The following is a 19,392-nucleotide window of genomic DNA, read 5'->3' as shown; positions in this document are numbered from 1 at the left end:
CTTAATGTTTTTAAGGTGTTGGTTGACAAAATTATTTTTTGCTCCAAGTTCCACCACCCAATTTACATGTTGACTCAGCTGCAGTAGCTTCAGTTTTGTTCAATTTGCTGTAAGTTACATCTGGGTAACCGTCACCAAATTTACAAACATAATCTTTTTTGCAAGAAGCCAAAGCTGCAGCACCTAATACCGCAACACATCCGTAAACGAACAATTTTTTCATAAGTCAAAACTTTATTTAAATGTTTAAGTGCGACAAAACTAATGTAATTTTTCTACCCGGCAAATAAATTAGATGCTTTTTAAAGATTTCACATCATTTAATTCATTTAGTGTTAGAAAAAAAAGCATTTTTGCCCTGGTGAAATTGAACAAACTTCATATTATTGCTCCATACCCAAAAGGTGAAGCCCCTTCTCAACGCTTTCGGTTTGAGCAATACCTGGATTTTCTGGAGGAAAATGGTTTTGAAATTCATTATCATTCGTTTCACACCCTAAAAAGCTGGAAAAGATTGTATAAAAAAGGCCTTTTCATTCAAAAGTTCCTGGATTTAAACTATAACTTTATTCGTCGATGGGTTCTTCTATTTCGCTTGATCGGAGCAAAACACATTTTTATGCACCGCGAAATGGCTCACCTGGGGCCGCCCGTATTCGAATGGATTCTTGTAAAAGTTATGCGCCGGAAATACGTTTATGATTTCGACGATGCGATCTGGATTCCCAATTACAGCGCTGCAAATGCCCGTTTTCAAAAGCTCAAATGCTATTGGAAAGTACCTTACCTCATCAAATGGGCTTCCAAAGTAAGTGCGGGAAACGAATTCCTGGCTAATTATGCCGGCAGATTCAATTCACAAGCAGCGGTTATCCCAACTACTATTGACACTCAGAACCAGCATACACAGCTTGTAAACCAGAACAGCTTCCCGGTGGTAATCGGGTGGACAGGAACACATTCTACCATGCATTACCTGGATTTCATCGTTCCTGTTTTGCGAAAACTGGAACGTGAATTTGATTTTAAGTTTAAAGTGATCTCCAATAAAAAACCGAACTATGATTTAAAATCCCTGGTTTATATGGATTGGAGAGAAGAAACAGAAATTAATGACCTTGCTGAAATACACATAGGAGTAATGCCGCTTGTACTGGATGCTTGGTCGGAAGGGAAATGCGGATTTAAGGCACTTCAATACATGGCGCTTGGAATGGCGGCAATTGTTTCACCGGTTGGAGTAAATACTAAAATCATTCAACACGGAACCAATGGTCTTGTAGCGGAAACCACGGAAGAGTGGGAAAATGCTTTGCGCTTGCTCCTGGAAAATGGATTCATGCGAAAAGAATTGGGGAAAAATGCCGTCAAATCGATCAAAGAACAATGGAGTTCGGATGTTTGGAAAGAGCACTATCTAAAACTGCTTAGCTGATAGTTTTCAGGCGCTATTCCTAAATTTAATTATCACAAAAACGGCCAACAAAAAAGGCGCCTTTCCATCAAACGAGGAATCAGGCACCTTTTTGGTTTTGACTTGAATTCTTTCTTAAGAACCGCAACCAACGCATTCGATGTAGCTGTCCATCGGACGAACACCTTCTACCTGCATTTTCAGATTGTGGATTTTATCCTTGATATCCATATCTGTAAACATGTCACCCGTCAACTGTGCTTCAAGCACTGCAATTTCTTCTTGTAATTTCTGTTTGTTTTCCATTATTTGAAGGGTTTAAAATGATTCTTTAAAGTTAAGGGTTTCTGTAATTCAATCCCAGCAAGGCTTCACTGATTTATGAAAAGAGTTGTTAACAACGGGGCTTCGACTCCGCTCAGCCACCTTTTGTTACTCTTTGAAAATTACAATGACTTGAATTCTGACATTCTGAAAACTTTTTTAAATCGGACCTTCTACCAGCTATTAATGCCTCTTTTTTCCTCCTGCTCCATCCTTGAATTTGTTTTTCACGATTAAATGCATAATCTATCCTATCAAACTCTTCATAATAGATCAATTCTACAGGTCCATACTTTTTCGTGTGGTTTGATCCTTCTCCATTTTGATGCTGGAATAATCTTCGATTTAAATCTTTTGTGCATCCAGTATAATAACTTTCATCGGAACAACGTAAAATATACATGTAACAAACCATATTTACTATTCAATTAATTTAAGATAAAAAATTTCAGGCTAGAAATCAAACTTGTTGAAAGAAATATCAGAAGGTGACTGAGCGGAGTCGAAGGTACCTCTGATATTTTTTTTCACCCCTACAGGATTTTCCATATCTTTACTAGTTCCGTAAAAACACGGATAAAAACAGGATCAAAGAATGTGCGGAATAGCAGGATTTATTGACTTTAACGGAGCTTCTTCGGAACTGGAACTGGAAGAAATGACACATGCCCTTGAGCATCGCGGACCTGACGGATTCGGAACATTTATCCAGGGAACTTCTACTTACAAAATTGGTTTAGGACACAGGCGGTTATCCATACTGGAACTTTCGGAATTGGGGAAACAACCCATGACCTGGAATGAGTTTACTATTGTTTTCAACGGAGAGATCTATAACTTTTCAGAGATTAAAAGTGAATTGGAAAAACTGGGACATTCTTTCCTCGCTGAGTCAGATACGGAAATGATCCTGCATGCTTACGGTGAATGGAAGGAAAAATGCCTCGACCGTTTCATCGGAATGTTCTCGTTTGTGATTTTCGACTCCAAAAAAGAATCCGTCTTTATTGCCAGAGACAGGGCCGGAGTAAAACCATTGTTCATTTACAATAAGAACGGGCTGTTCCTGTTTGCTTCTGAATTGAAAGCTTTTCACAAGCATCCTGACTTTGAGAAAAAGATCAATCCGCAGGCCGTACAGGCTTACCTTCAATATGGAAGTGTCCCTACACCTCATTGTATTTTTGAGCATTGTTCCAAGTTGCAGCCAGGACATTATGTTTCCACCTCCTTGAAAGATTTTAAATTCAGTCCGGTCCAATATTGGAATGTTTATGATTATTACAACAAACCAAAATTGGCTGTTTCACCGGAAGAGGCAAAAAAGGAAACTGAACAACTATTAATATCTGCCTGTGAATACCGCATGGTTTCAGATGTTCCGGTGGGTGTTTTTCTAAGCGGCGGATATGACAGTACCTGCGTTACGGCCTTACTGCAAAAAGACAGAACAGAACCTTTACGCACTTTTACAATTTCAGTTCCGGATATAGGCTTGAACGAAGCACCATATGCCAGGGAAATTGCTGAAAAATTGCAAACAAATCATACAGAGACGGAATGTACAGCACAGGAGGCAATCGACCAGATTGCTGAACTTCCTTATTTCTATGACGAACCATTTGCGGATTCCAGTGCAATTCCGACTACTTTGGTTTCAAAAATTGCCAAACAACATGTCACTGTAGCCTTAAGTGCGGATGGCGGAGACGAAGTTTTTGCGGGGTACAACCGCTACGAGATGATCCTTAAATATGGCGAAAAACTGAACCGCATTCCCGGATTTGCTCGAAAAAGCGTGGCAGGAGTGATGGATTTGGTTTCAGCGGATTCCATTCCTGTGCTAAAAAACAAATACAATTTTGCGCAGCGTTATGAAAAGACCAAATCGATTCTGCGTAATACCAGCGATCAGAACATCATGCTTAGTGTCAGCCAGTTGTTTACCGAGGAGCAGATCAATCAAATATGTACACAAAGGTTCGAAAAGCTAAGTACTTATTTCGACAGTAAAGAATTGAAAAACTACAGTTCCCTGGCTTTTGCCCAGGCAATGGATTATCAAACATACTTACTGGATGACATCCTTCAGAAGGTCGATCGTGCTTCCATGTCTGTAAGCTTGGAAAGTCGTGAACCTCTTTTGGATCACCGGCTTATCGAATACGTAGCACAATTGCCCGATGATCTGAAATTCCGGGATGGGTCCAAAAAATGGCTTCTGAAAGAAATCGTACATGAATACATCCCCAAATCCGTCATGGACAGACCCAAAATGGGATTTGCCATTCCGATTGAATCCTGGTTAAAGCATGAATTACGCGATTTGATGGAAACCTATATATCGGAAGAAAAAGTGCGGGAAACAGGGATCTTTAACTGGAAGGAAATCGAACGGTTAAAATTGAGTTTTTTAGCCGGCAGAAAGGAATTTGGAGTAAAAGTATGGTACCTGCTTTCTTATCTCATGTGGTACGAAAGATGGGGGAAATAGAAAAAGTTCAAAAGGTTCAAATTTGAACTTTTCAACCTTTAAACATTTGAACAAAATAAAAAAAAGGGTTATGGAGAGTATGAAGAACAAGAAAGTAGAAACAAGCATGCAATTTGATGTTCCCGCCCGTGATTTATGGGACGCCATTACAAATCCTTCACATTTCAAAAAATGGTATTTTCACATACCCCACTTTACCACAACAGTTGGCGGAATCTTTGATTTTTACGAATCCGAGGCTCGCAAATACCTGCATCATTGTAAGGTACTGGAACTTGAACCCGGTAAAAAATTTGTTCATTCCTGGGAACATCCGGAACAATCCGAAGGATCTTCGGTGGTTACATGGCTCGTTGAGCCGGTGGATGATCATCATTCCAGACTGACTTTAACTCATGAAGGAATTGAATCCTTTGCTGATGCAGGCGAGGGTTTTTCTCCCGAAAAATACCAGCAGGGATGGGATGCAATCATCAAAAGATCACTTCGAAACTATCTTTACCTGATCGAAAAGCTGCATTTCTCGATCAATATCAATGCAACAAAAGAAAAGGTCTGGGAAGCACTTTGGAACAAAGAAAATTATAAGATCTGGACCACCCCTTTCGGAGAGGGCTCTTATTATCATGGGGATCTAAAACCAAATTCACGTGTCCATTTCCTGATGCCCGACGGAAGCGGAATGTACAGCGATGTGATGTTCTTCAAAGAAAATGCTCTGGTAGTTTTCAAACATATCGGAGGTATGAAAGGATGCAAGGAACAGGAGCTGGACGAAAAAACCACTCGCTGGACGGGGTGTTTTGAGGTCTACCGTCTGATCGAGATCAATGAGAATACAACAGAACTCGAAATAGAAGTTGACATTACAGACGAACATATCGAATTCATGAAAAAACGGTTCCCGATGGCATTGGAGAAAGTGAAAGAATTAAGCGAAAAATAAATTAATTAAAAATAAACTTATGGCAACAGTAAACGCGTACTTAACATTTAATGGAAACTGCGAAGAAGCATTCCTGTTTTACAAATCGGTTTTTGGCGGAGAGTTCCCTTACTTAGGGCGATTCAAGGATATGCCCCAGGAGGATGCAAACAAGATGGACCCCGCAATGGGAGAAAAAATCATGCACGTATCCTTACCTATCAGTAAAGAAACCATCTTGATGGGAAGTGATACAGGAGGCGAATGGGCTTCCAGTTTCAAACAGGGAAACAATTTCTCCATTTCCATTACCGCTTCCAGCAAAGAAGAAGCAGATCGTCTGTTCCTGGGACTTTCCGCCGGAGGAAATGTGACAATGCCTATGGACACAACGTTTTGGGGAGATTATTTCGGGATGTGGCAGGACAAATTCGGGATCAACTGGATGATGAGTTTCAACGAAAACCAACAATGATTTTCCTTAAAAAATAATAGGTAGGTACGCAATGCATTTCGTACCTACTATTTTCAATTCAATAAATGACTCATGTCTGATAAACCGGAAATAATCAACAACGAAGAACAGCAGCAATTTGAATACCGGGCTGGAGATGAGCTGGCAACGCTTACTTACAAATTCTATAAAAAAGACATTGCATTTATGCATACCAATATCCCGGATTCTCTTGCAGGAAAGGGAATCGCCAGTGCGCTTGCAGAATACGCTTTTGAATATGCCAAAAAGATTAACAAGAAAATCATGGTCTATTGCCCTTTTGTCGCAGCCTATTTAAGAAAACATCCGGAACTGAAGGATCAGCTTGATAAACAGTACCTGGGATAGCCCTAACGACTCATGGTCCGCTGAGCAAACTAATTTGAGCTTGTGAGCAAAATCAGATGCTTTATTTCACCTCATCTTTGTCCTATAAAATTCAACAGTATGAAAAAAGTAATTTTAATTACAGGTGCTTCTTCAGGTATGGGGAAGGTATTTGCTCAGGATTTGGCAAAAGAAGGACACATTGTCTACGGTGCAGCAAGAAGAACGGACCTATTGAATGATCTGAGCAAACAAGGTATTCACACCATTGTATTGGATGTAACGAATGATGAATCCATGAAGTCTTGCGTACAAACCATTCTTGAAAAAGAAGGCCGGATCGACGTACTGGTAAATAATGCCGGTTACGGTTCTTATGGAACAATTGAAGAAGTTCCCATGGAAGAAGCCAAAAGACAACTGGATGTGAATGTATTCGGTCTTGCCCGTATGACGCAACTGGTCCTTCCGGGAATGCGCAAACAAAGAAGCGGAACCATCATCAACATTTCATCAATCGGAGGGAAAATAGCAACGCCTTTCGGAGCCTGGTACCATGCCAGTAAGTTCGCTGTAGAAGGAATGAGCGATAGTCTGCGACTGGAAGTTGCCCCATTCGGAATTGATGTGGTGGTTATTGAGCCCGGAGGTGTTAAATCAGAATGGGCAACTATTGCTTACGATAATCTGATCAAAACAACGGCGAACACTGCTTACAAAGACATGGCTGACAAATTCAGGAAAGCATTTGAGAAAACAATTGCCAAAAATGCTGAACCGGAAGTTATTTCCCGTTTGGTTTCGAAAGCTATTTCAGCTAAAAGACCAAAAACGCGTTATGTAGGCGGATATATGGCAAAACCGGCCTTATTCTTCCGAAAATGGTTCGGAGACAGAACGATGGATAAAGTATTATTGAGTCAATTACCCAAATAATGCCAGATCAACTACAGGAAAATATGCTGTTCTCTTGTGTTCATGAACAGCATTTCGGCACCGAACAATTGGTTATGCACCATGCATTGAGCATCGTGATATCCGGAACAATGGAAATCTTTACCCCCGAAGGATCGCGTTTCTTCGAAGCTGGCAAAATGGGCATCATGCGCAAAAACACCTTGTTAAAAACGCGGAAACATCCGGCATTAGACGGCCGGGCGTTTAAATCGTTTACCATTTTCCTGACAGAAGCCTTTTTACAGCAATTCGCTCTACAGAATAATATTCCTGTTCAGGAACGTTTTATGGGTAATTCTCTCTACGAAATCCCGGATGAATCATTCATAAAGGGCTTTTTTCAGTCGCTTCTTCCATATTTTGACAATCCGGACTTTTTTACTTCCAAAATGGCTGCCCTGAAAACAGAAGAAGCAGTTGAGTTGTTACTCCGGTTAGATCAATCATTCTACGGATTCCTCTTCGATTTCAGTGAACCTTTTAAAATTGACCTGGAAGCATTTATGCGCAAAAACTATTTGTTCAATATCCCGATGACCGAATTTGCCCGTCTATCGGGCAGAAGTATATCAACTTTCAAACGAGATTTCTCCAAAATATTCAATGAAACTCCTGAAAAATGGTTGAAACAGCAACGTTTGACCGAAGCAAAAAAGTTACTTCAGACAACCAAACTCAGACCTTCCGATGTTTACCTGCACGTTGGATTTGAAAACTTCTCCCATTTTTCGAATGCTTTTAAAAATTACTTCGGATACAATGCTTCGACCGTACTTAATTCTTGAAAAAAATGTAACTTAACTCAAAAAAAAAGCATGAAACTACTTTTCGCTTCGTCCAATGAACACAAGATCGCAGAGATCAAAGCGATTTTACCACATGGTTTCCAGTTAATTTCCTTAAAAGAGATCCATTTTTACGATGATATCCCTGAAACAGCTGACACTATAGAAGGAAATGCCATTCAAAAAGCGACGTTCTTAGCTGAAAAGATGCATATTCCGTGTTTTGCAGATGATACGGGCCTGATTATCCCAGGCCTGAATGGAGAACCCGGTGTTTTTTCTGCGCGTTATGCGGGTCCGCAGCGAAATGCAGAGGATAACATGAACCTGGTATTAGAAAAGCTAAACGGGCAATCCGACAGAAGTGCTCATTTTTCGACGGTCATCGCCCTTTATATCAATCACAAAGTACATGTCTTTGAAGGGAAAGTTGAAGGTTCGATCGGGAAAGAAAAGCGCGGAACGAATGGTTTTGGCTATGATCCTATTTTTACACCTAACGGAACGGATAAAACATTTGCTGAGATGAGCCAGGAAGAAAAAAACGGAATGAGCCACCGTGCACGTGCTTTGGAAAAGATGATGGCTTATCTTAAAAGGATTGGATAATCAAATTCTAAAATTCATGAATTCGCTTGTTCGCAAATTAGCGAACATGATTTGACATAATCACTTAATTATCAATTGATTAAAACTGCTTTAGTTTTAATTTTCTGGAATTCAGTAAGATTAAAACCACACTATTTTATCCATGTAGTTCCGCTTCCCATAAACTTTTGAAATTAACAGCCTCATCTATTGATATTCCAATCCTCAACCACTAAATTTGCCACCATCTGTTAAGATCAATCTTAGCAGCAATAATCAATTATAAGATTCAAATTATGGCAGATTCAAATTCAACAATTCTGTATACACTAACTGATGAGGCTCCGGCTTTAGCAACGTATTCATTTTTACCAATCGTTAAAGCGTTTGCAGCAACAGCAGGAATTGACGTGGAATCGAGAGATATTTCACTGGCAGGACGTATTCTGGCAGCTTTCCCTGAGGTCCTGACTGCAGAGCAGCGCGTTCCGGATTCATTATCCGAGTTGGGTAAACTGGCTACAACACCGGAAGCGAATATTATCAAACTTCCGAATATTTCAGCTTCTATTCCCCAGTTAAAAGATGCAATTGCTGAATTACAATCTTTAGGTTTCAAGGTTCCGGATTACACCGAAACTCCAGCAACAGAAGAAGAAAAAAATGCCAAAGCAAAATACGATAAAATCAAAGGAAGTGCAGTAAACCCGGTACTTCGTGAAGGAAACTCGGATCGCCGTGCTCCGAAAGCAGTGAAGAATTATGCTAAAAAACATCCGCATTCAATGGGTGCCTGGTCGGCTGATTCACAAACGAAAGTAGCAAGTATGCCGAACGGCGATTTCTATGGAAGCGAGAAATCGGTAGTTCTTCCGGCTGCGACAGATGTAAAAATCGAATTGGTTCAAAATGACGGATCAACAAAAGTGCTCAAAGAAAAAACAACTTTGAAAGCCGGAGAAATTATTGATGCTTCCGTAATGAGCCAAAAAGCGCTTCGTTCTTACATTGCAAAGGAGATTGAAGAGGCTAAAGCGAAAAATTTATTGTTTTCTGTTCACTTGAAAGCAACCATGATGAAAGTATCTGATCCGATCATCTTTGGAAATGTGGTTTCAGTATACTTTAAAGACGTTTTCGAAAAACATGCTGCTGAATTTGCTCAATTGGGAATCAATCCGAATAATGGTTTGGGAGATCTATATGCGAAAATTGAGGCACTTCCTGCAGATAAAAAAGCGGCTATCGAAGCAGATATCAATGCTGTTTACGCAAAGAACCCTGCTATCGCAATGGTGAATTCCGAAAAAGGAATTACCAACCTGCACGTACCAAGCGATGTCATTGTAGATGCATCCGTTCCGGCAGCCATCAGAACTTCCGGAAAAATGTGGAACAAAGATGGAAACCTCCAGGATACATTGATGGTCATTCCGGACAGATCTTATTCCGGGATTTACCAAACAGTGATCGATTTCTGTAAAAAGAACGGAGCACTTGATCCGACAACCATGGGATCTGTTCCGAACGTTGGTTTGATGGCGCAAGCTGCTGAAGAATACGGTTCTCACGATAAAACATTCCAAATCCCGGCTGAAGGAAAAGTTCGCGTAGTGGATGCAGACGGAAAAGTTTTATTGGAACACCCGGTTGAAGAAGGTGATATCTGGAGAATGTGCCAGACAAAAGATGCTCCGATCCGTGACTGGGTAAAATTAGCAGTTAACAGAGCGCGTTTGAGTAATACACCTGCCGTTTTCTGGCTGGATAAGAACCGTGCTCACGATGCAGAATTGATCACGAAAGTAGAATTATACCTAAAAGACCACGATACTTCCGGATTGGACATCCGAATTCTTTCTCCGAGCGAAGCGACACAATTTTCGCTTGAACGCATTGTAAAAGGATTGGATACCATTTCCGTTACCGGGAACGTCCTGCGTGATTACAATACAGACCTATTCCCTATCCTGGAAGTTGGTACTTCTGCAAAAATGCTTTCGATCGTTCCATTGATGAACGGCGGAGGTTTATTTGAAACCGGTGCCGGAGGTTCCGCGCCTAAGCACGTAGAGCAATTCCTGGAAGAAGGTTATTTGCGTTGGGACTCATTGGGAGAATTCCTGGCATTGGCGGTTTCTTTCGAGCATATGTTCAACACAACCGGGAATAAAAAAGCGAAAGTATTGGCAGAAACATTGGATGCCGCTACTGAAAAATTCCTGGAAAACGATAAAAGTCCGGCGAGAAAAGTAGGAGAAATTGACAACCGTGGAAGTCATTTCTTCCTGACATTATACTGGGCACAGGCATTGGCAGCTCAAAATAACGATGCGGATTTGAAAGCGAAATTCACTCCGATTGCGGAAGCTTTAACGAATAATGAAGCTAAAATCAACAGTGAATTGATTGGAGCTCAGGGAAGCAAAGTAAACATTGGCGGATATTACAAACCAACCAAAGAATTGGTTGCTAAAGCAATGAGACCGAGCGAAACATTGAATCACATTATCGATTCGATTTAATCGCAAGTTATAATAAGTTCGGAAAAGGTATTTGTCGAAAGACAGGTACCTTTTTTTGATTCATCTAAATTCGTCAACTAAAGAAACTGCAGTTTAATTCAATTTACAGCTTACCTCTTCTGTATTTAATTTCTCACACGCTTGTTCGGCCTGCTTATTAGTCGCTTTAATTTCCAGTTGATATCCGTCAGAACATTCACAAACTCTTGTTTTTGAACAAGACAAAATTGCCAGGGCAGAAATCGTAAATAAGATCAATCGGATTTTCATATAAAACTATTTTACCCGAAGATAACAAAAAAGGAAATCGCTTAAATCTACATTTTATAAATACCTTTGCCTCTAAATTAATCCGGGACTCCGGTAATGCGCTTCAAATACATGAATACAGGCAACTTCCTGAAATTGATCTTTCTTGCTTTTATAGCGTCTGTTCTTGTTTCCTGTGCGGCAATAAACCCTGAAAAACCAACCGTTTCTGCCCTTCAAAGTCCGCCTCCGTTAACAAATACGTTAAACAATATAGTTGTTCCTGTAGAAATTAGTCTAAGCCCTTATTTCAAAGATGCCGATAAATCGGTTCCGGCAGTTACTTCCGGGTCCGACAAGCCATGCAGCGGTATTCGTTATGACTATCAATTCCAGAAAGATTCTTTCCGTATTTCCACGGTCAACAACCGAATACTGTCCGAATTGCACGGATCCTATTGGATCAAAATGGAATATTGTGCCGCATGCTCGGACATGCTGTCCGCAAAACCGGTCTGTCTCACTCCTGTTATTCCGTTCTCTTGCGGGATCAACGAAACAAAACCTTCTTTAAGGATCCGATTGGCTACCGAGTTGAACATGAATGATAATTACGGTTTAAGCACCAAAACAAGTATCCAGGAATTGAAACCTTTAAATCCATGCGAAGTCACCCTTTTCAGGTTTGATGCGACGGATGAAGTTATCAAAGAAGTGCGCAAAACACTTGAAAAGCAGTGTCAGCAGACAGACAGGGAATTGGCGCGTATCTCTTTCAAAAAAGATGCGGAAGATTTGTGGAAGAATATGAACCAATCCGTTAAAATCCCTTATCTCGGGTACATTCACTTTGAGCCGGTAGCTATTTCCCTGGTGAAACCGCGTTTGGAGCAAAACAAATTATACACAACCCTGGTTTTAAACTGCAGAACTTATTTGAACCAGGTTCCTGATAAAACACAAGCAACAGAGCTTCCAAAACTAAACATTGTTTCAGGCGCCCCAAAAGATACTTTCGACCTTTTCACGGATTTTGAATTGAATTATGATTCGATTTCCAGGCTTTTCACCGAGCAGGTAAAAGGAAAAACCGTCGACTTCAATAAAAACCATTTTGTGTTCGATGCAGTGGATGTGAGCGGGCTGGACCAGAACCGTCTGGTATTGGGCATCCATTTCAGCGGAACAAAGAAGGGAATCCTCTACCTTCAGGGAATACCGGTATTTGACAATACCACAAAAATACTGGAACTCAGCAAACTTGAATTCGACCTGAAAACAAAAAGTGTGCTGCTGAAAAGTGCAAAATGGCTGTTCTCGAACCGTATTTATACCGAACTGGAAAAAGCAACTAAACTAGATCTTACTTCACAGTTCAATGATCTGAAGAAAATGATCGATAAGAACCTTCAAAAAAAAGCCGGAGACCTAACTTTAAGTGGAAAAACACATGACGTTAGTGTCGTCCGTATTTTCCCCACACTCGATCATCTCTATCTAAGAACGTGCCTGAAGGCACAATTGAATGTTAAACAATAACTGATAGATGCCGTTAATATGCCCATTCATCCCATTCAAAAAGTAAAAAAAATGCCGTTTTTTCAAAACTGAGGAAAAAACTATCTTTGCACTCAATGAAACACACTCTCCTAATAGTTTTTTCTTTAATTCTTGCGCAAGTATACGGACAACAAGCTCGTGAAAGCTCTGATGCCATTTCCGACTGCACAGGAGCAACTACCATACTTAAAACGGGGGATTATCGCATGCAGTTTCCCGGGAAAGGAGGAAAAGTAAACGATTTTCAGGCCTACAGCTCATTGAATGATATCGAAGAAAAAAACACCTTATACTGTTCCTTCAAAGCTTCTTACAACGGACGATTTACCCTAAATGCCAGATGCAAGCAACCTCTGCAAATGATCATTTTTGAAGGTGAAACAAAATATCCTTGTGAAGAAATCTCAAAAGGTTCCGCTGAAATCAGAAGAATTATTTCAAAACCTTCTACAGAACTTGGTTTGAGCCTGGTTGTATCGGAAAGCAACTTATACCCCATTGACCTCACTGCGGGAAAAGAAATCATCATCTGTTTCATTGCTCCCCCAAAAACAAAGGAGTTCCTGGAGGTTGACTTTGTGTTTGAACCAATGACCCGTGAAATGCAGGAAACATCCGAAGGTGGAAAGTTAATGGACCTTAGGACGGATAAAAAAGAAGCCGGGCTGAACATCTTAGTTCGCGATTATGAAACCGGAAAACCTGTTATTTCAAACATTACTATTACAGGACTCAAAGACATCACAGCTTCTTATCAGGGTTCCGATTTTCGGTTCTCCATTGAGAAATCAGGGAAAGTCCAACTGAGAATCGATGCTGAAGGTTATTTCTTTGTTGACAGGGAAGAACCTGTATCCGCTAATACAGAGACCGAAATTGTGGCTTGGATTGAACCTCTCGGAGAAGGTAAAAGCATGCAGATCGATGAAATTGAATTTTTCCCGGGCTCATCTGAATTTCTCCAAAGTGCAGAACCCAAACTCAGAAGATTAAGAGATTTCCTGGCTTTAAATGCCGGGATAAAAGTAGAAATCCAGGGCCATGTCCACTCAAATGGCGAGAATACTTTTGAAGCACAAAAACTTTCCGAAGCAAGAGCAAAACGCGTTTATAACTATTTGGTAGAAAACGGCATTGACAAAGCGCGTCTTACCACGGTTGGATACGGAAATACAATGCCAATCTTCCCGAACGCAAAATTCGCTTCCGAAGAACAAAGCAACCGCAGGGTGGAGATTAAAGTCCTTTAGCAAGTTCAAAAAGGTTCAAAGGGTTTAAAAAGTTGAACTATTGAACAAAAAAAAGAAGAATCATACGATTCTTCTCAATTTTATCTTCTCAATTTTCGATTTTCAATTGCTTTAACAGCTCTTCATCCACTAACTCAGGAATTGTTACCTTTAGCTTCGGTTCGGCTTCCATAGCTCGTTTAATGGCGAAAACAGCGCCTTCGTTACGTGCCCAGTTTCTTCTTGCAATTCCGTTATTAACATCCCAGTGAAGCATAGACTTCAATCTTCGTTCAGCATCCGATGATCCGTCAAGCAGCATTCCGAACCCTCCGTTGATTACTTCTCCCCAGCCTACTCCACCTCCATTATGAATAGAAACCCAGGTTGCACCACGGAAAGAATCTCCTATTACATTCTGGATAGCCATATCAGCAGTGAACCTTGATCCGTCATAAATATTGGAAGTTTCACGGTATGGAGAATCTGTTCCCGATACATCGTGATGATCGCGGCCAAGTACTACCGGACCTATAATTCCTTTGGAAATAGCGTCATTGAACGCAGCAGCAATTTTCATACGTCCTTCTGCATCTGCATATAAAATACGTGCTTGTGAACCAACTACCAATTTATTTTGCTGTGCACCCTTAATCCATTGAATATTATCAGCCATTTGCTGCTGGATCTCCACCGGGCTTTGTTGTTTCATTTCTTCCAATACAGCGCATGCAATAGCATCTGTTTTTTCAAGGTCTGCCGGATCCCCTGAAGCACAAACCCAACGGAAAGGCCCAAATCCATAATCAAAACACATGGGTCCCATAATATCCTGAACATAAGACGGATATTTGAAATCTATCCCGTTCTCAGCCATTACATCGGCACCGGCTCTGGAAGCTTCTAATAAGAATGCATTTCCATAATCAAAAAAGTAAGTTCCTTTTGCCGTATGTTTATTAATTGCTTCTGCATGTTTCACAAGAGTCGACTGAACTTTCGATTTAAACTCCTCCGGATCTGAAGCCATTAATTTATTCGCCGCCTCAAAATCAATTCCAACAGGATAATAACCTCCTGCCCATGGGTTATGAAGGGAAGTTTGATCAGATCCCAAATCGATGTGAAGGTTTTCCTGATCGAATTTTTCCCAAACATCCACGATATTTCCTAAATAAGCAATAGACACCACCTCTTTTTCCGCCTGAGCTTCACGAACACGTTTTACAAGAGCATCCAGATTTTCAATGATCTCATGTACCCATCCTTGTTCCAAACGGATACGGGTAATTTTCGGGTTTACTTCTGCACATACCGTTACACAACCAGCAATGGTACCAGCTTTTGGCTGAGCACCGCTCATTCCTCCCAAACCGGAAGTCACAAAAAGCGATCCTCTCGGATCTTTTTGAATCTTGCGGAATCCGTTCAGGACAGTGATTGTCGTTCCATGAACAATCCCCTGCGGACCGATGTACATGTAGGAACCTGCTGTCATCTGACCATATTGTGTCACTCCCAAAGCATTAAACTTTTCCCAATCATCCGGTTTTGAATAATTGGGAATCATCATACCGTTTGTAACTACCACACGCGGTGCATCTTTATGGGAAGGAAAAAGCCCGAGCGGATGTCCCGAATACATAACCAATGTTTGATCGTCTTCCATTTCAGAAAGATATTTCATGGTCAGCCGGTACTGGATCCAGTTTTGAAAAACGGCACCGTTTCCTCCGTAAGTGATCAATTCGTGAGGGTGCTGAGCAACCGCATAATCCAGGTTATTCTGGATCATCAGCATAATTGCTTTTGCCTGCAGGGATTTTCCGGGATATTCGTTGATTGGCCGGGCAACCATTTTATAATCCGGTCTAAAACGGTACATATAAATTCTTCCGTATTTCTCTAACTCATCGGAAAATTCCTGAAGAAGATCTGCATGCTGATCTTTCGGGAAATAACGCAAGGCATTTTTCAATGCCAGGATTTTCTCATCAGGGGAAAGGATCTCTTTACGTTTTGGAGCATGATTAATTGCCGTTTCGTATTCTTTCTTTGGCGGGAGAACTGCAGGAATTCCTGTTGTTATATCTTTTTGAAATTCGTTCAAATTCATAATATATCGCTTATGGTGCGAAATTAATAAGAAAAGCGTAGCTTTTGATAAGAGCAAACATAGTTTGTGAAGACTGAACAAGGCAATAACAATTGCCTAATGTAAAGGAAAGCAAGCGTTAGTGCAGTTCAAAAAGGGAGAATTTAGTTAAAGAAAAAATTCTTTTGAAGACTAAATCATGAAGGTTATTAATCCGTTTCGGATAAAAACAATAAGGGGCTGTTCGCATAATCGGACAGCCCCTTATTAACGGATCAATTGTCAATTTTTATTTATTCAAGAAGATATGTCCATTCCAAACGTATTTCTTGTCGGAGATTAATTCTCTTGCATTAATCAGCCAGGTATAAGATCCGACCGGAACCGGTGAACCATTATAAGTTCCATCCCACGCTGCATTCACATCGTGCGACTCCCAAATAACCTCTCCCCATCTATTGAAGATCTGAAGTTCGAAGTCAAACTCATCAATTCCTTCAATATAGACTCTCCAGGTTTGGTTGAATTCATCTCCATCCGGTGTAAATGCATTCGGAGCATAAATTATAACTTCCGGCATCACCACTACTTCTTTTGTAACTGTATCCGTACAACCTAAGTATGATGTTGCAACCAAAGTAACATAATAAGTTCCTGTCTCACCATCCGGGTAAAGAACCGTTTGGTCGTCATTGGTAGAATTATTCGGTGTTGCTCCTGGGAAACTCCATTCATAGGTATCTGCATACAATGAATAATCCGTAAACAACACCTGTGTATTGAACATGGTAATCGGGTCCGGGCTCCATTTAAAGTCTGCAATAGGAGTCTGCATCACAACAAGCGTATCGGTAAATGTTGTTGAATCGATACATCCATCCGGTGAAGTAACTATTAGCTGAACATCATAAGTTCCATGCATAGTCTCCGAAGTACTCAACGAATCTACATTCATAAACTCATCCCCGTTGCTGATTCTCCAAACTGTATTCTGCGACAATAAGGTATCTGTTGTATTTCTAATCACAAACACTGCGGGTTCACATAATGGGTTTTCGTCAATTGAAATTTGCGGAACCGGAACCGGGTAAGCATTAATAACACCTGAAATAGTCACAGGGGTTGACTCACATACATCTTCAATCGTTACTGAGTAAGTTGTTGTAACCAGCGGCGAATCGTTCAGAGTACTTTGTGTACCTACATCCGTTTGGCCCGTAGACCATGTAATGGTATAAGGTGCGCCAATACCTCCCGAAGCAAATACGGTTAATGAATCTTCGTATCCCGGACAAGTAAATGCATCAGCTGTCATAGTAGCTGCAAGCACCGGATTCATTGTCACATAAATAGAATCTCTATTAGACCAGCATCCGAGGTTACTTTCAGCCTGAACAGGATAATAAGTGTCCACCAAAGGGCTTACCTGAACGGATTCCACCAAAGCAGGATTGTGGTCCCAATGATAAGAATATGTTGCTGCTCCTGTTCCACCGGTAGCCAGGGCTGAAAGTGTCGCAGTACCGTTTTGACAAATAATGGTATCATTAGACACAGACATTACGATTAACGGAGGATCCGTTAAAGTTGCAGTAGCACATTTCTGACAACCAAGTGTATTTCTTGCACAAACAGTATAAGTTCCTGAAGCAAAACCTCCCAGCGTATTAGATGCTTGCCAGTTTACACCATTATCAAAACTATATTCACTTGCTCCTGCACTTGTGATGGTAATCGTACCGTCACTTGAACCGTTACAAATTGGATTTGTAGTGGTGGTAGCAACCTGGAGTTGTGAAACCACCACTGTTACTGTATCTCTCATGATTCCACAAACCGTACTGGTCTCTCTCAAAACGAACTTATAAGTTCCCGGTTGGTTTACCGTAACTGTCGGGTTCATAGAACTAAAGCTTGGAGAGAAAGAAGCTGTTGCCGGAGGAGTCATACCTGTAGGTACAATTGCCTGCCAGTTCGCTGTATTTGTAGGACTTCCGACAGTTCCTGTCAATTGGAACGGTTGTCCTAAACAAACCGTCTGATCAGGGCCTGCATTTGGAGCCGGTGGGTTTACCACAGTAATCGTAAAGACAGCTGTATCACGGGTAACCGGGTTTGTACCTACGTCCTCAACAGCAACTGTATAAGTCGTTGTAACGGTTGGAGTAACGGTTGTTGTCCCTGCGGAAGGGTTTGCTACTCCAGTGGTTGTTAACCAGGTAAATGCAGGGTTAATAAATCCCGGAGCGGCGACTGTTACGTTTGCAGAGTTCCCCAAACAGATTGTTTGATCCGGAGCAGAAGCACTACAAGCTACCTGAGCGGTTCCGAAGAAACTTAGGTTTACGGTTTGGCTAGTCGAGCTATAATTCGACAAACACAAAATATATGTCTGTCCTGCAGTAACCGTTAAAGGCGGCTGATAACTGGTATTGGAAGCGTTTGGAGGATAATTTGCAGGAGTTGACATTCCTGTATTCCCGTTACACATCCCATTCCAGTTACATGCTACCGGAGGCAATGTATTCCCGTTGATCCCAGCACAGCCATCAGTAGTACTTGATGACATATCCGGCCACATAATCCAGTCAAAACAACCACTTCCTGAAGGAGTCCCGTTTGGATTCAATCCGATAAGAGACCATTGCAAAGTTCCGGATGTAACAATATTAATGGTAATAAATGTTGAACTCGTTTCTCCAGACAACAAACAACCGGAGTTTACCCCCTGGGGATTCGTACTCGGGTTGGAAACTGTACCTGTACCAAAGTCTACAACATTCGTGGCAGAATTTGGAGGTGCAATTCCGAAAGGCGGAGCGTTACACCCCGGAATAGCCTCGTTACAATCATTTGGTTGTGCAATTGCAGTAATACCAGCAAAAAAACAGATAATTAGTAGAATATTTTTCATAACCAGTATTTTTTATTCTTGACAATTAGTAAACGGGTAAGGGTTCACAGGATCAACTCCATGCAACCCAATTTGAAGACAGCTGTAAGATGTTGCATATGTTCCCATCCAGGATGAAAACTCATTTGCCGTGAACGAACTGAGATCTCTTGTTGTTAAGAATAATCTGCTGGTTGGAATATCAACACGAACTACGCTTACAAAAGGTATGGTGCGTAATTGATTTTCCAATGCTGTTAATTCGTTTTGGTTCCCCACATTCACCAAACACTGTGCAAAAAAAGAAGGGGTAGTAGCTTGAGAAGCAGTGGATTGGGCAGTTACCCAAAAAGTCCCCATTGCGAAAACTAAACCTAGTAATAAATTCTTCATAATTAGTACTTTGATTTCTAAACGGTTTAAAAACAATTTGGTTGCTTTACATTCATAAAAACATACCACTTTTAAACATTTTGTTAAAAATTAATTCATTCTAAAAAAATCAATTGCTAATTTCACTTTGCGAACTGA

The 19,392-nt window shown here is 40.9% G+C and carries 18 protein-coding genes; 11 read left to right on the top strand and 7 right to left on the bottom strand.

The features are described 5' to 3' along the window. Positions 1 to 31: 31 nt before the first annotated feature. On the bottom strand, positions 32 to 223 hold the full coding sequence (locus QZT69_RS06460; RefSeq protein ID WP_294671950.1) for a hypothetical protein: 192 nt from the start codon (positions 221 to 223) through the stop codon (positions 32 to 34). Positions 224 to 361: 138 nt separating this feature from the next. Between QZT69_RS06460 and QZT69_RS06455 the strand changes: the two genes are divergently transcribed. Then, entirely contained in the window at positions 362 to 1,435 is a 1,074-nt protein-coding gene (locus QZT69_RS06455; RefSeq protein ID WP_294671948.1) for a glycosyltransferase family 4 protein, read from the top strand. A 114-nt stretch (positions 1,436 to 1,549) separates the two neighbouring features. On the opposite strand, the gene QZT69_RS06450 is transcribed toward QZT69_RS06455, so the two are convergent. After that, positions 1,550 to 1,720, bottom strand: a complete 171-nt coding sequence (locus tag QZT69_RS06450; RefSeq protein WP_186280233.1) for a hypothetical protein — start codon at positions 1,718 to 1,720, stop codon at positions 1,550 to 1,552. 112 nt (positions 1,721 to 1,832) lie between these two features. Continuing rightward, positions 1,833 to 2,141, bottom strand: coding sequence for a GIY-YIG nuclease family protein (locus QZT69_RS06445; protein WP_294671943.1), 309 nt, complete (start codon positions 2,139 to 2,141; stop codon positions 1,833 to 1,835). A 192-nt stretch (positions 2,142 to 2,333) separates the two neighbouring features. On the opposite strand from QZT69_RS06445, the gene asnB reads away from it, so the two are divergent. From asnB to QZT69_RS06405, 8 genes are all read left to right on the top strand, one after another. Further along, on the top strand, positions 2,334 to 4,232 hold the full coding sequence (gene asnB / locus QZT69_RS06440; protein WP_294671940.1) for an asparagine synthase (glutamine-hydrolyzing): 1,899 nt from the start codon (positions 2,334 to 2,336) through the stop codon (positions 4,230 to 4,232). 79 nt (positions 4,233 to 4,311) lie between these two features. Further along, positions 4,312 to 5,178, top strand: coding sequence for an SRPBCC domain-containing protein (locus tag QZT69_RS06435; RefSeq protein WP_294671938.1), 867 nt, complete (start codon positions 4,312 to 4,314; stop codon positions 5,176 to 5,178). A gap of 19 nt (positions 5,179 to 5,197) precedes the next feature. Next, entirely contained in the window at positions 5,198 to 5,632 is a 435-nt protein-coding gene (locus tag QZT69_RS06430) for a VOC family protein (RefSeq protein WP_294671936.1), read from the top strand. A gap of 72 nt (positions 5,633 to 5,704) precedes the next feature. Next, positions 5,705 to 6,001, top strand: a complete 297-nt coding sequence (locus tag QZT69_RS06425) for a GNAT family N-acetyltransferase (RefSeq protein WP_294671935.1) — start codon at positions 5,705 to 5,707, stop codon at positions 5,999 to 6,001. Between the two features lie 99 nt (positions 6,002 to 6,100). Then, on the top strand, positions 6,101 to 6,916 hold the full coding sequence (locus tag QZT69_RS06420) for an oxidoreductase (protein ID WP_294671932.1): 816 nt from the start codon (positions 6,101 to 6,103) through the stop codon (positions 6,914 to 6,916). Continuing rightward, a complete protein-coding gene (locus tag QZT69_RS06415; protein WP_294671930.1) occupies positions 6,916 to 7,722 on the top strand; it encodes an AraC family transcriptional regulator in 807 nt (268 codons plus the stop codon). The genes QZT69_RS06420 and QZT69_RS06415 overlap by 1 nt, the downstream gene beginning before the upstream one ends. Before the next feature lie 30 nt (positions 7,723 to 7,752). Next, positions 7,753 to 8,331, top strand: coding sequence for an RdgB/HAM1 family non-canonical purine NTP pyrophosphatase (gene rdgB / locus QZT69_RS06410; protein ID WP_294671926.1), 579 nt, complete (start codon positions 7,753 to 7,755; stop codon positions 8,329 to 8,331). A 275-nt stretch (positions 8,332 to 8,606) separates the two neighbouring features. Further along, positions 8,607 to 10,835, top strand: coding sequence for an NADP-dependent isocitrate dehydrogenase (locus QZT69_RS06405; RefSeq protein WP_294671923.1), 2,229 nt, complete (start codon positions 8,607 to 8,609; stop codon positions 10,833 to 10,835). A gap of 93 nt (positions 10,836 to 10,928) precedes the next feature. On the opposite strand, the gene QZT69_RS06400 is transcribed toward QZT69_RS06405, so the two are convergent. Next, complete coding sequence (locus QZT69_RS06400; protein WP_294671920.1) at positions 10,929 to 11,105, bottom strand: hypothetical protein; 177 nt, start codon at positions 11,103 to 11,105, stop codon at positions 10,929 to 10,931. 111 nt (positions 11,106 to 11,216) lie between these two features. Between QZT69_RS06400 and QZT69_RS06395 the strand changes: the two genes are divergently transcribed. Further along, a complete protein-coding gene (locus QZT69_RS06395; protein WP_294671916.1) occupies positions 11,217 to 12,623 on the top strand; it encodes a DUF4403 family protein in 1,407 nt (468 codons plus the stop codon). 95 nt (positions 12,624 to 12,718) lie between these two features. Then, positions 12,719 to 13,894 carry an OmpA family protein gene (locus tag QZT69_RS06390; RefSeq protein WP_294671914.1) on the top strand — a complete coding sequence of 392 codons (1,176 nt, stop codon included), beginning with the start codon at positions 12,719 to 12,721 and terminating at the stop codon, positions 13,892 to 13,894. Between the two features lie 88 nt (positions 13,895 to 13,982). On the opposite strand, the gene QZT69_RS06385 is transcribed toward QZT69_RS06390, so the two are convergent. The 3 genes from QZT69_RS06385 to QZT69_RS06375 all read right to left on the bottom strand — a co-directional run bounded on the left by QZT69_RS06385 (position 13,983) and on the right by QZT69_RS06375 (position 19,254). Then, positions 13,983 to 15,989: a urocanate hydratase gene (locus QZT69_RS06385; RefSeq protein WP_294671912.1), complete on the bottom strand. Its 2,007-nt coding sequence runs from the start codon at positions 15,987 to 15,989 to the stop codon at positions 13,983 to 13,985. A 268-nt stretch (positions 15,990 to 16,257) separates the two neighbouring features. Then, the gene (locus QZT69_RS06380) at positions 16,258 to 18,882 is read right to left on the bottom strand and encodes a gliding motility-associated C-terminal domain-containing protein (protein ID WP_294671909.1); all 2,625 of its coding nucleotides are present in this window, start codon (positions 18,880 to 18,882) and stop codon (positions 16,258 to 16,260) included. Positions 18,883 to 18,894: 12 nt separating this feature from the next. After that, entirely contained in the window at positions 18,895 to 19,254 is a 360-nt protein-coding gene (locus QZT69_RS06375; protein WP_294671906.1) for a hypothetical protein, read from the bottom strand. Between the last annotated feature and the right edge of the window lie 138 nt (positions 19,255 to 19,392).

This window comes from uncultured Fluviicola sp. (genome assembly GCF_902168135.1).
Taxonomy (GTDB): domain Bacteria; phylum Bacteroidota; class Bacteroidia; order Flavobacteriales_D; family Crocinitomicaceae; genus Fluviicola.
The sequence above is the reverse complement of the archived record's forward strand: the minus strand, read 5'-3'. Positions and strand labels throughout refer to the sequence as shown.

What these genes read in the sequence shown, in the direction of transcription:
- QZT69_RS06460 (WP_294671950.1), bottom strand. Translation starts at nt 223, where the DNA reads ATGAAAAAATTGTTCGTTTACGGATGTGTTGCGGTATTAGGTGCTGCA.
- QZT69_RS06450 (WP_186280233.1), bottom strand. Translation starts at nt 1,720, where the DNA reads ATGGAAAACAAACAGAAATTACAAGAAGAAATTGCAGTGCTTGAAGCA.
- QZT69_RS06445 (WP_294671943.1), bottom strand. Translation starts at nt 2,141, where the DNA reads ATGTATATTTTACGTTGTTCCGATGAAAGTTATTATACTGGATGCACA.
- asnB (WP_294671940.1), top strand. Translation starts at nt 2,334, where the DNA reads ATGTGCGGAATAGCAGGATTTATTGACTTTAACGGAGCTTCTTCGGAA.
- QZT69_RS06435 (WP_294671938.1), top strand. Translation starts at nt 4,312, where the DNA reads ATGAAGAACAAGAAAGTAGAAACAAGCATGCAATTTGATGTTCCCGCC.
- QZT69_RS06430 (WP_294671936.1), top strand. Translation starts at nt 5,198, where the DNA reads ATGGCAACAGTAAACGCGTACTTAACATTTAATGGAAACTGCGAAGAA.
- QZT69_RS06425 (WP_294671935.1), top strand. Translation starts at nt 5,705, where the DNA reads ATGTCTGATAAACCGGAAATAATCAACAACGAAGAACAGCAGCAATTT.
- QZT69_RS06420 (WP_294671932.1), top strand. Translation starts at nt 6,101, where the DNA reads ATGAAAAAAGTAATTTTAATTACAGGTGCTTCTTCAGGTATGGGGAAG.
- QZT69_RS06415 (WP_294671930.1), top strand. Translation starts at nt 6,916, where the DNA reads ATGCCAGATCAACTACAGGAAAATATGCTGTTCTCTTGTGTTCATGAA.
- rdgB (WP_294671926.1), top strand. Translation starts at nt 7,753, where the DNA reads ATGAAACTACTTTTCGCTTCGTCCAATGAACACAAGATCGCAGAGATC.
- QZT69_RS06405 (WP_294671923.1), top strand. Translation starts at nt 8,607, where the DNA reads ATGGCAGATTCAAATTCAACAATTCTGTATACACTAACTGATGAGGCT.
- QZT69_RS06400 (WP_294671920.1), bottom strand. Translation starts at nt 11,105, where the DNA reads ATGAAAATCCGATTGATCTTATTTACGATTTCTGCCCTGGCAATTTTG.
- QZT69_RS06395 (WP_294671916.1), top strand. Translation starts at nt 11,217, where the DNA reads ATGAATACAGGCAACTTCCTGAAATTGATCTTTCTTGCTTTTATAGCG.
- QZT69_RS06390 (WP_294671914.1), top strand. Translation starts at nt 12,719, where the DNA reads ATGAAACACACTCTCCTAATAGTTTTTTCTTTAATTCTTGCGCAAGTA.
- QZT69_RS06385 (WP_294671912.1), bottom strand. Translation starts at nt 15,989, where the DNA reads ATGAATTTGAACGAATTTCAAAAAGATATAACAACAGGAATTCCTGCA.
- QZT69_RS06380 (WP_294671909.1), bottom strand. Translation starts at nt 18,882, where the DNA reads ATGAAAAATATTCTACTAATTATCTGTTTTTTTGCTGGTATTACTGCA.
- QZT69_RS06375 (WP_294671906.1), bottom strand. Translation starts at nt 19,254, where the DNA reads ATGAAGAATTTATTACTAGGTTTAGTTTTCGCAATGGGGACTTTTTGG.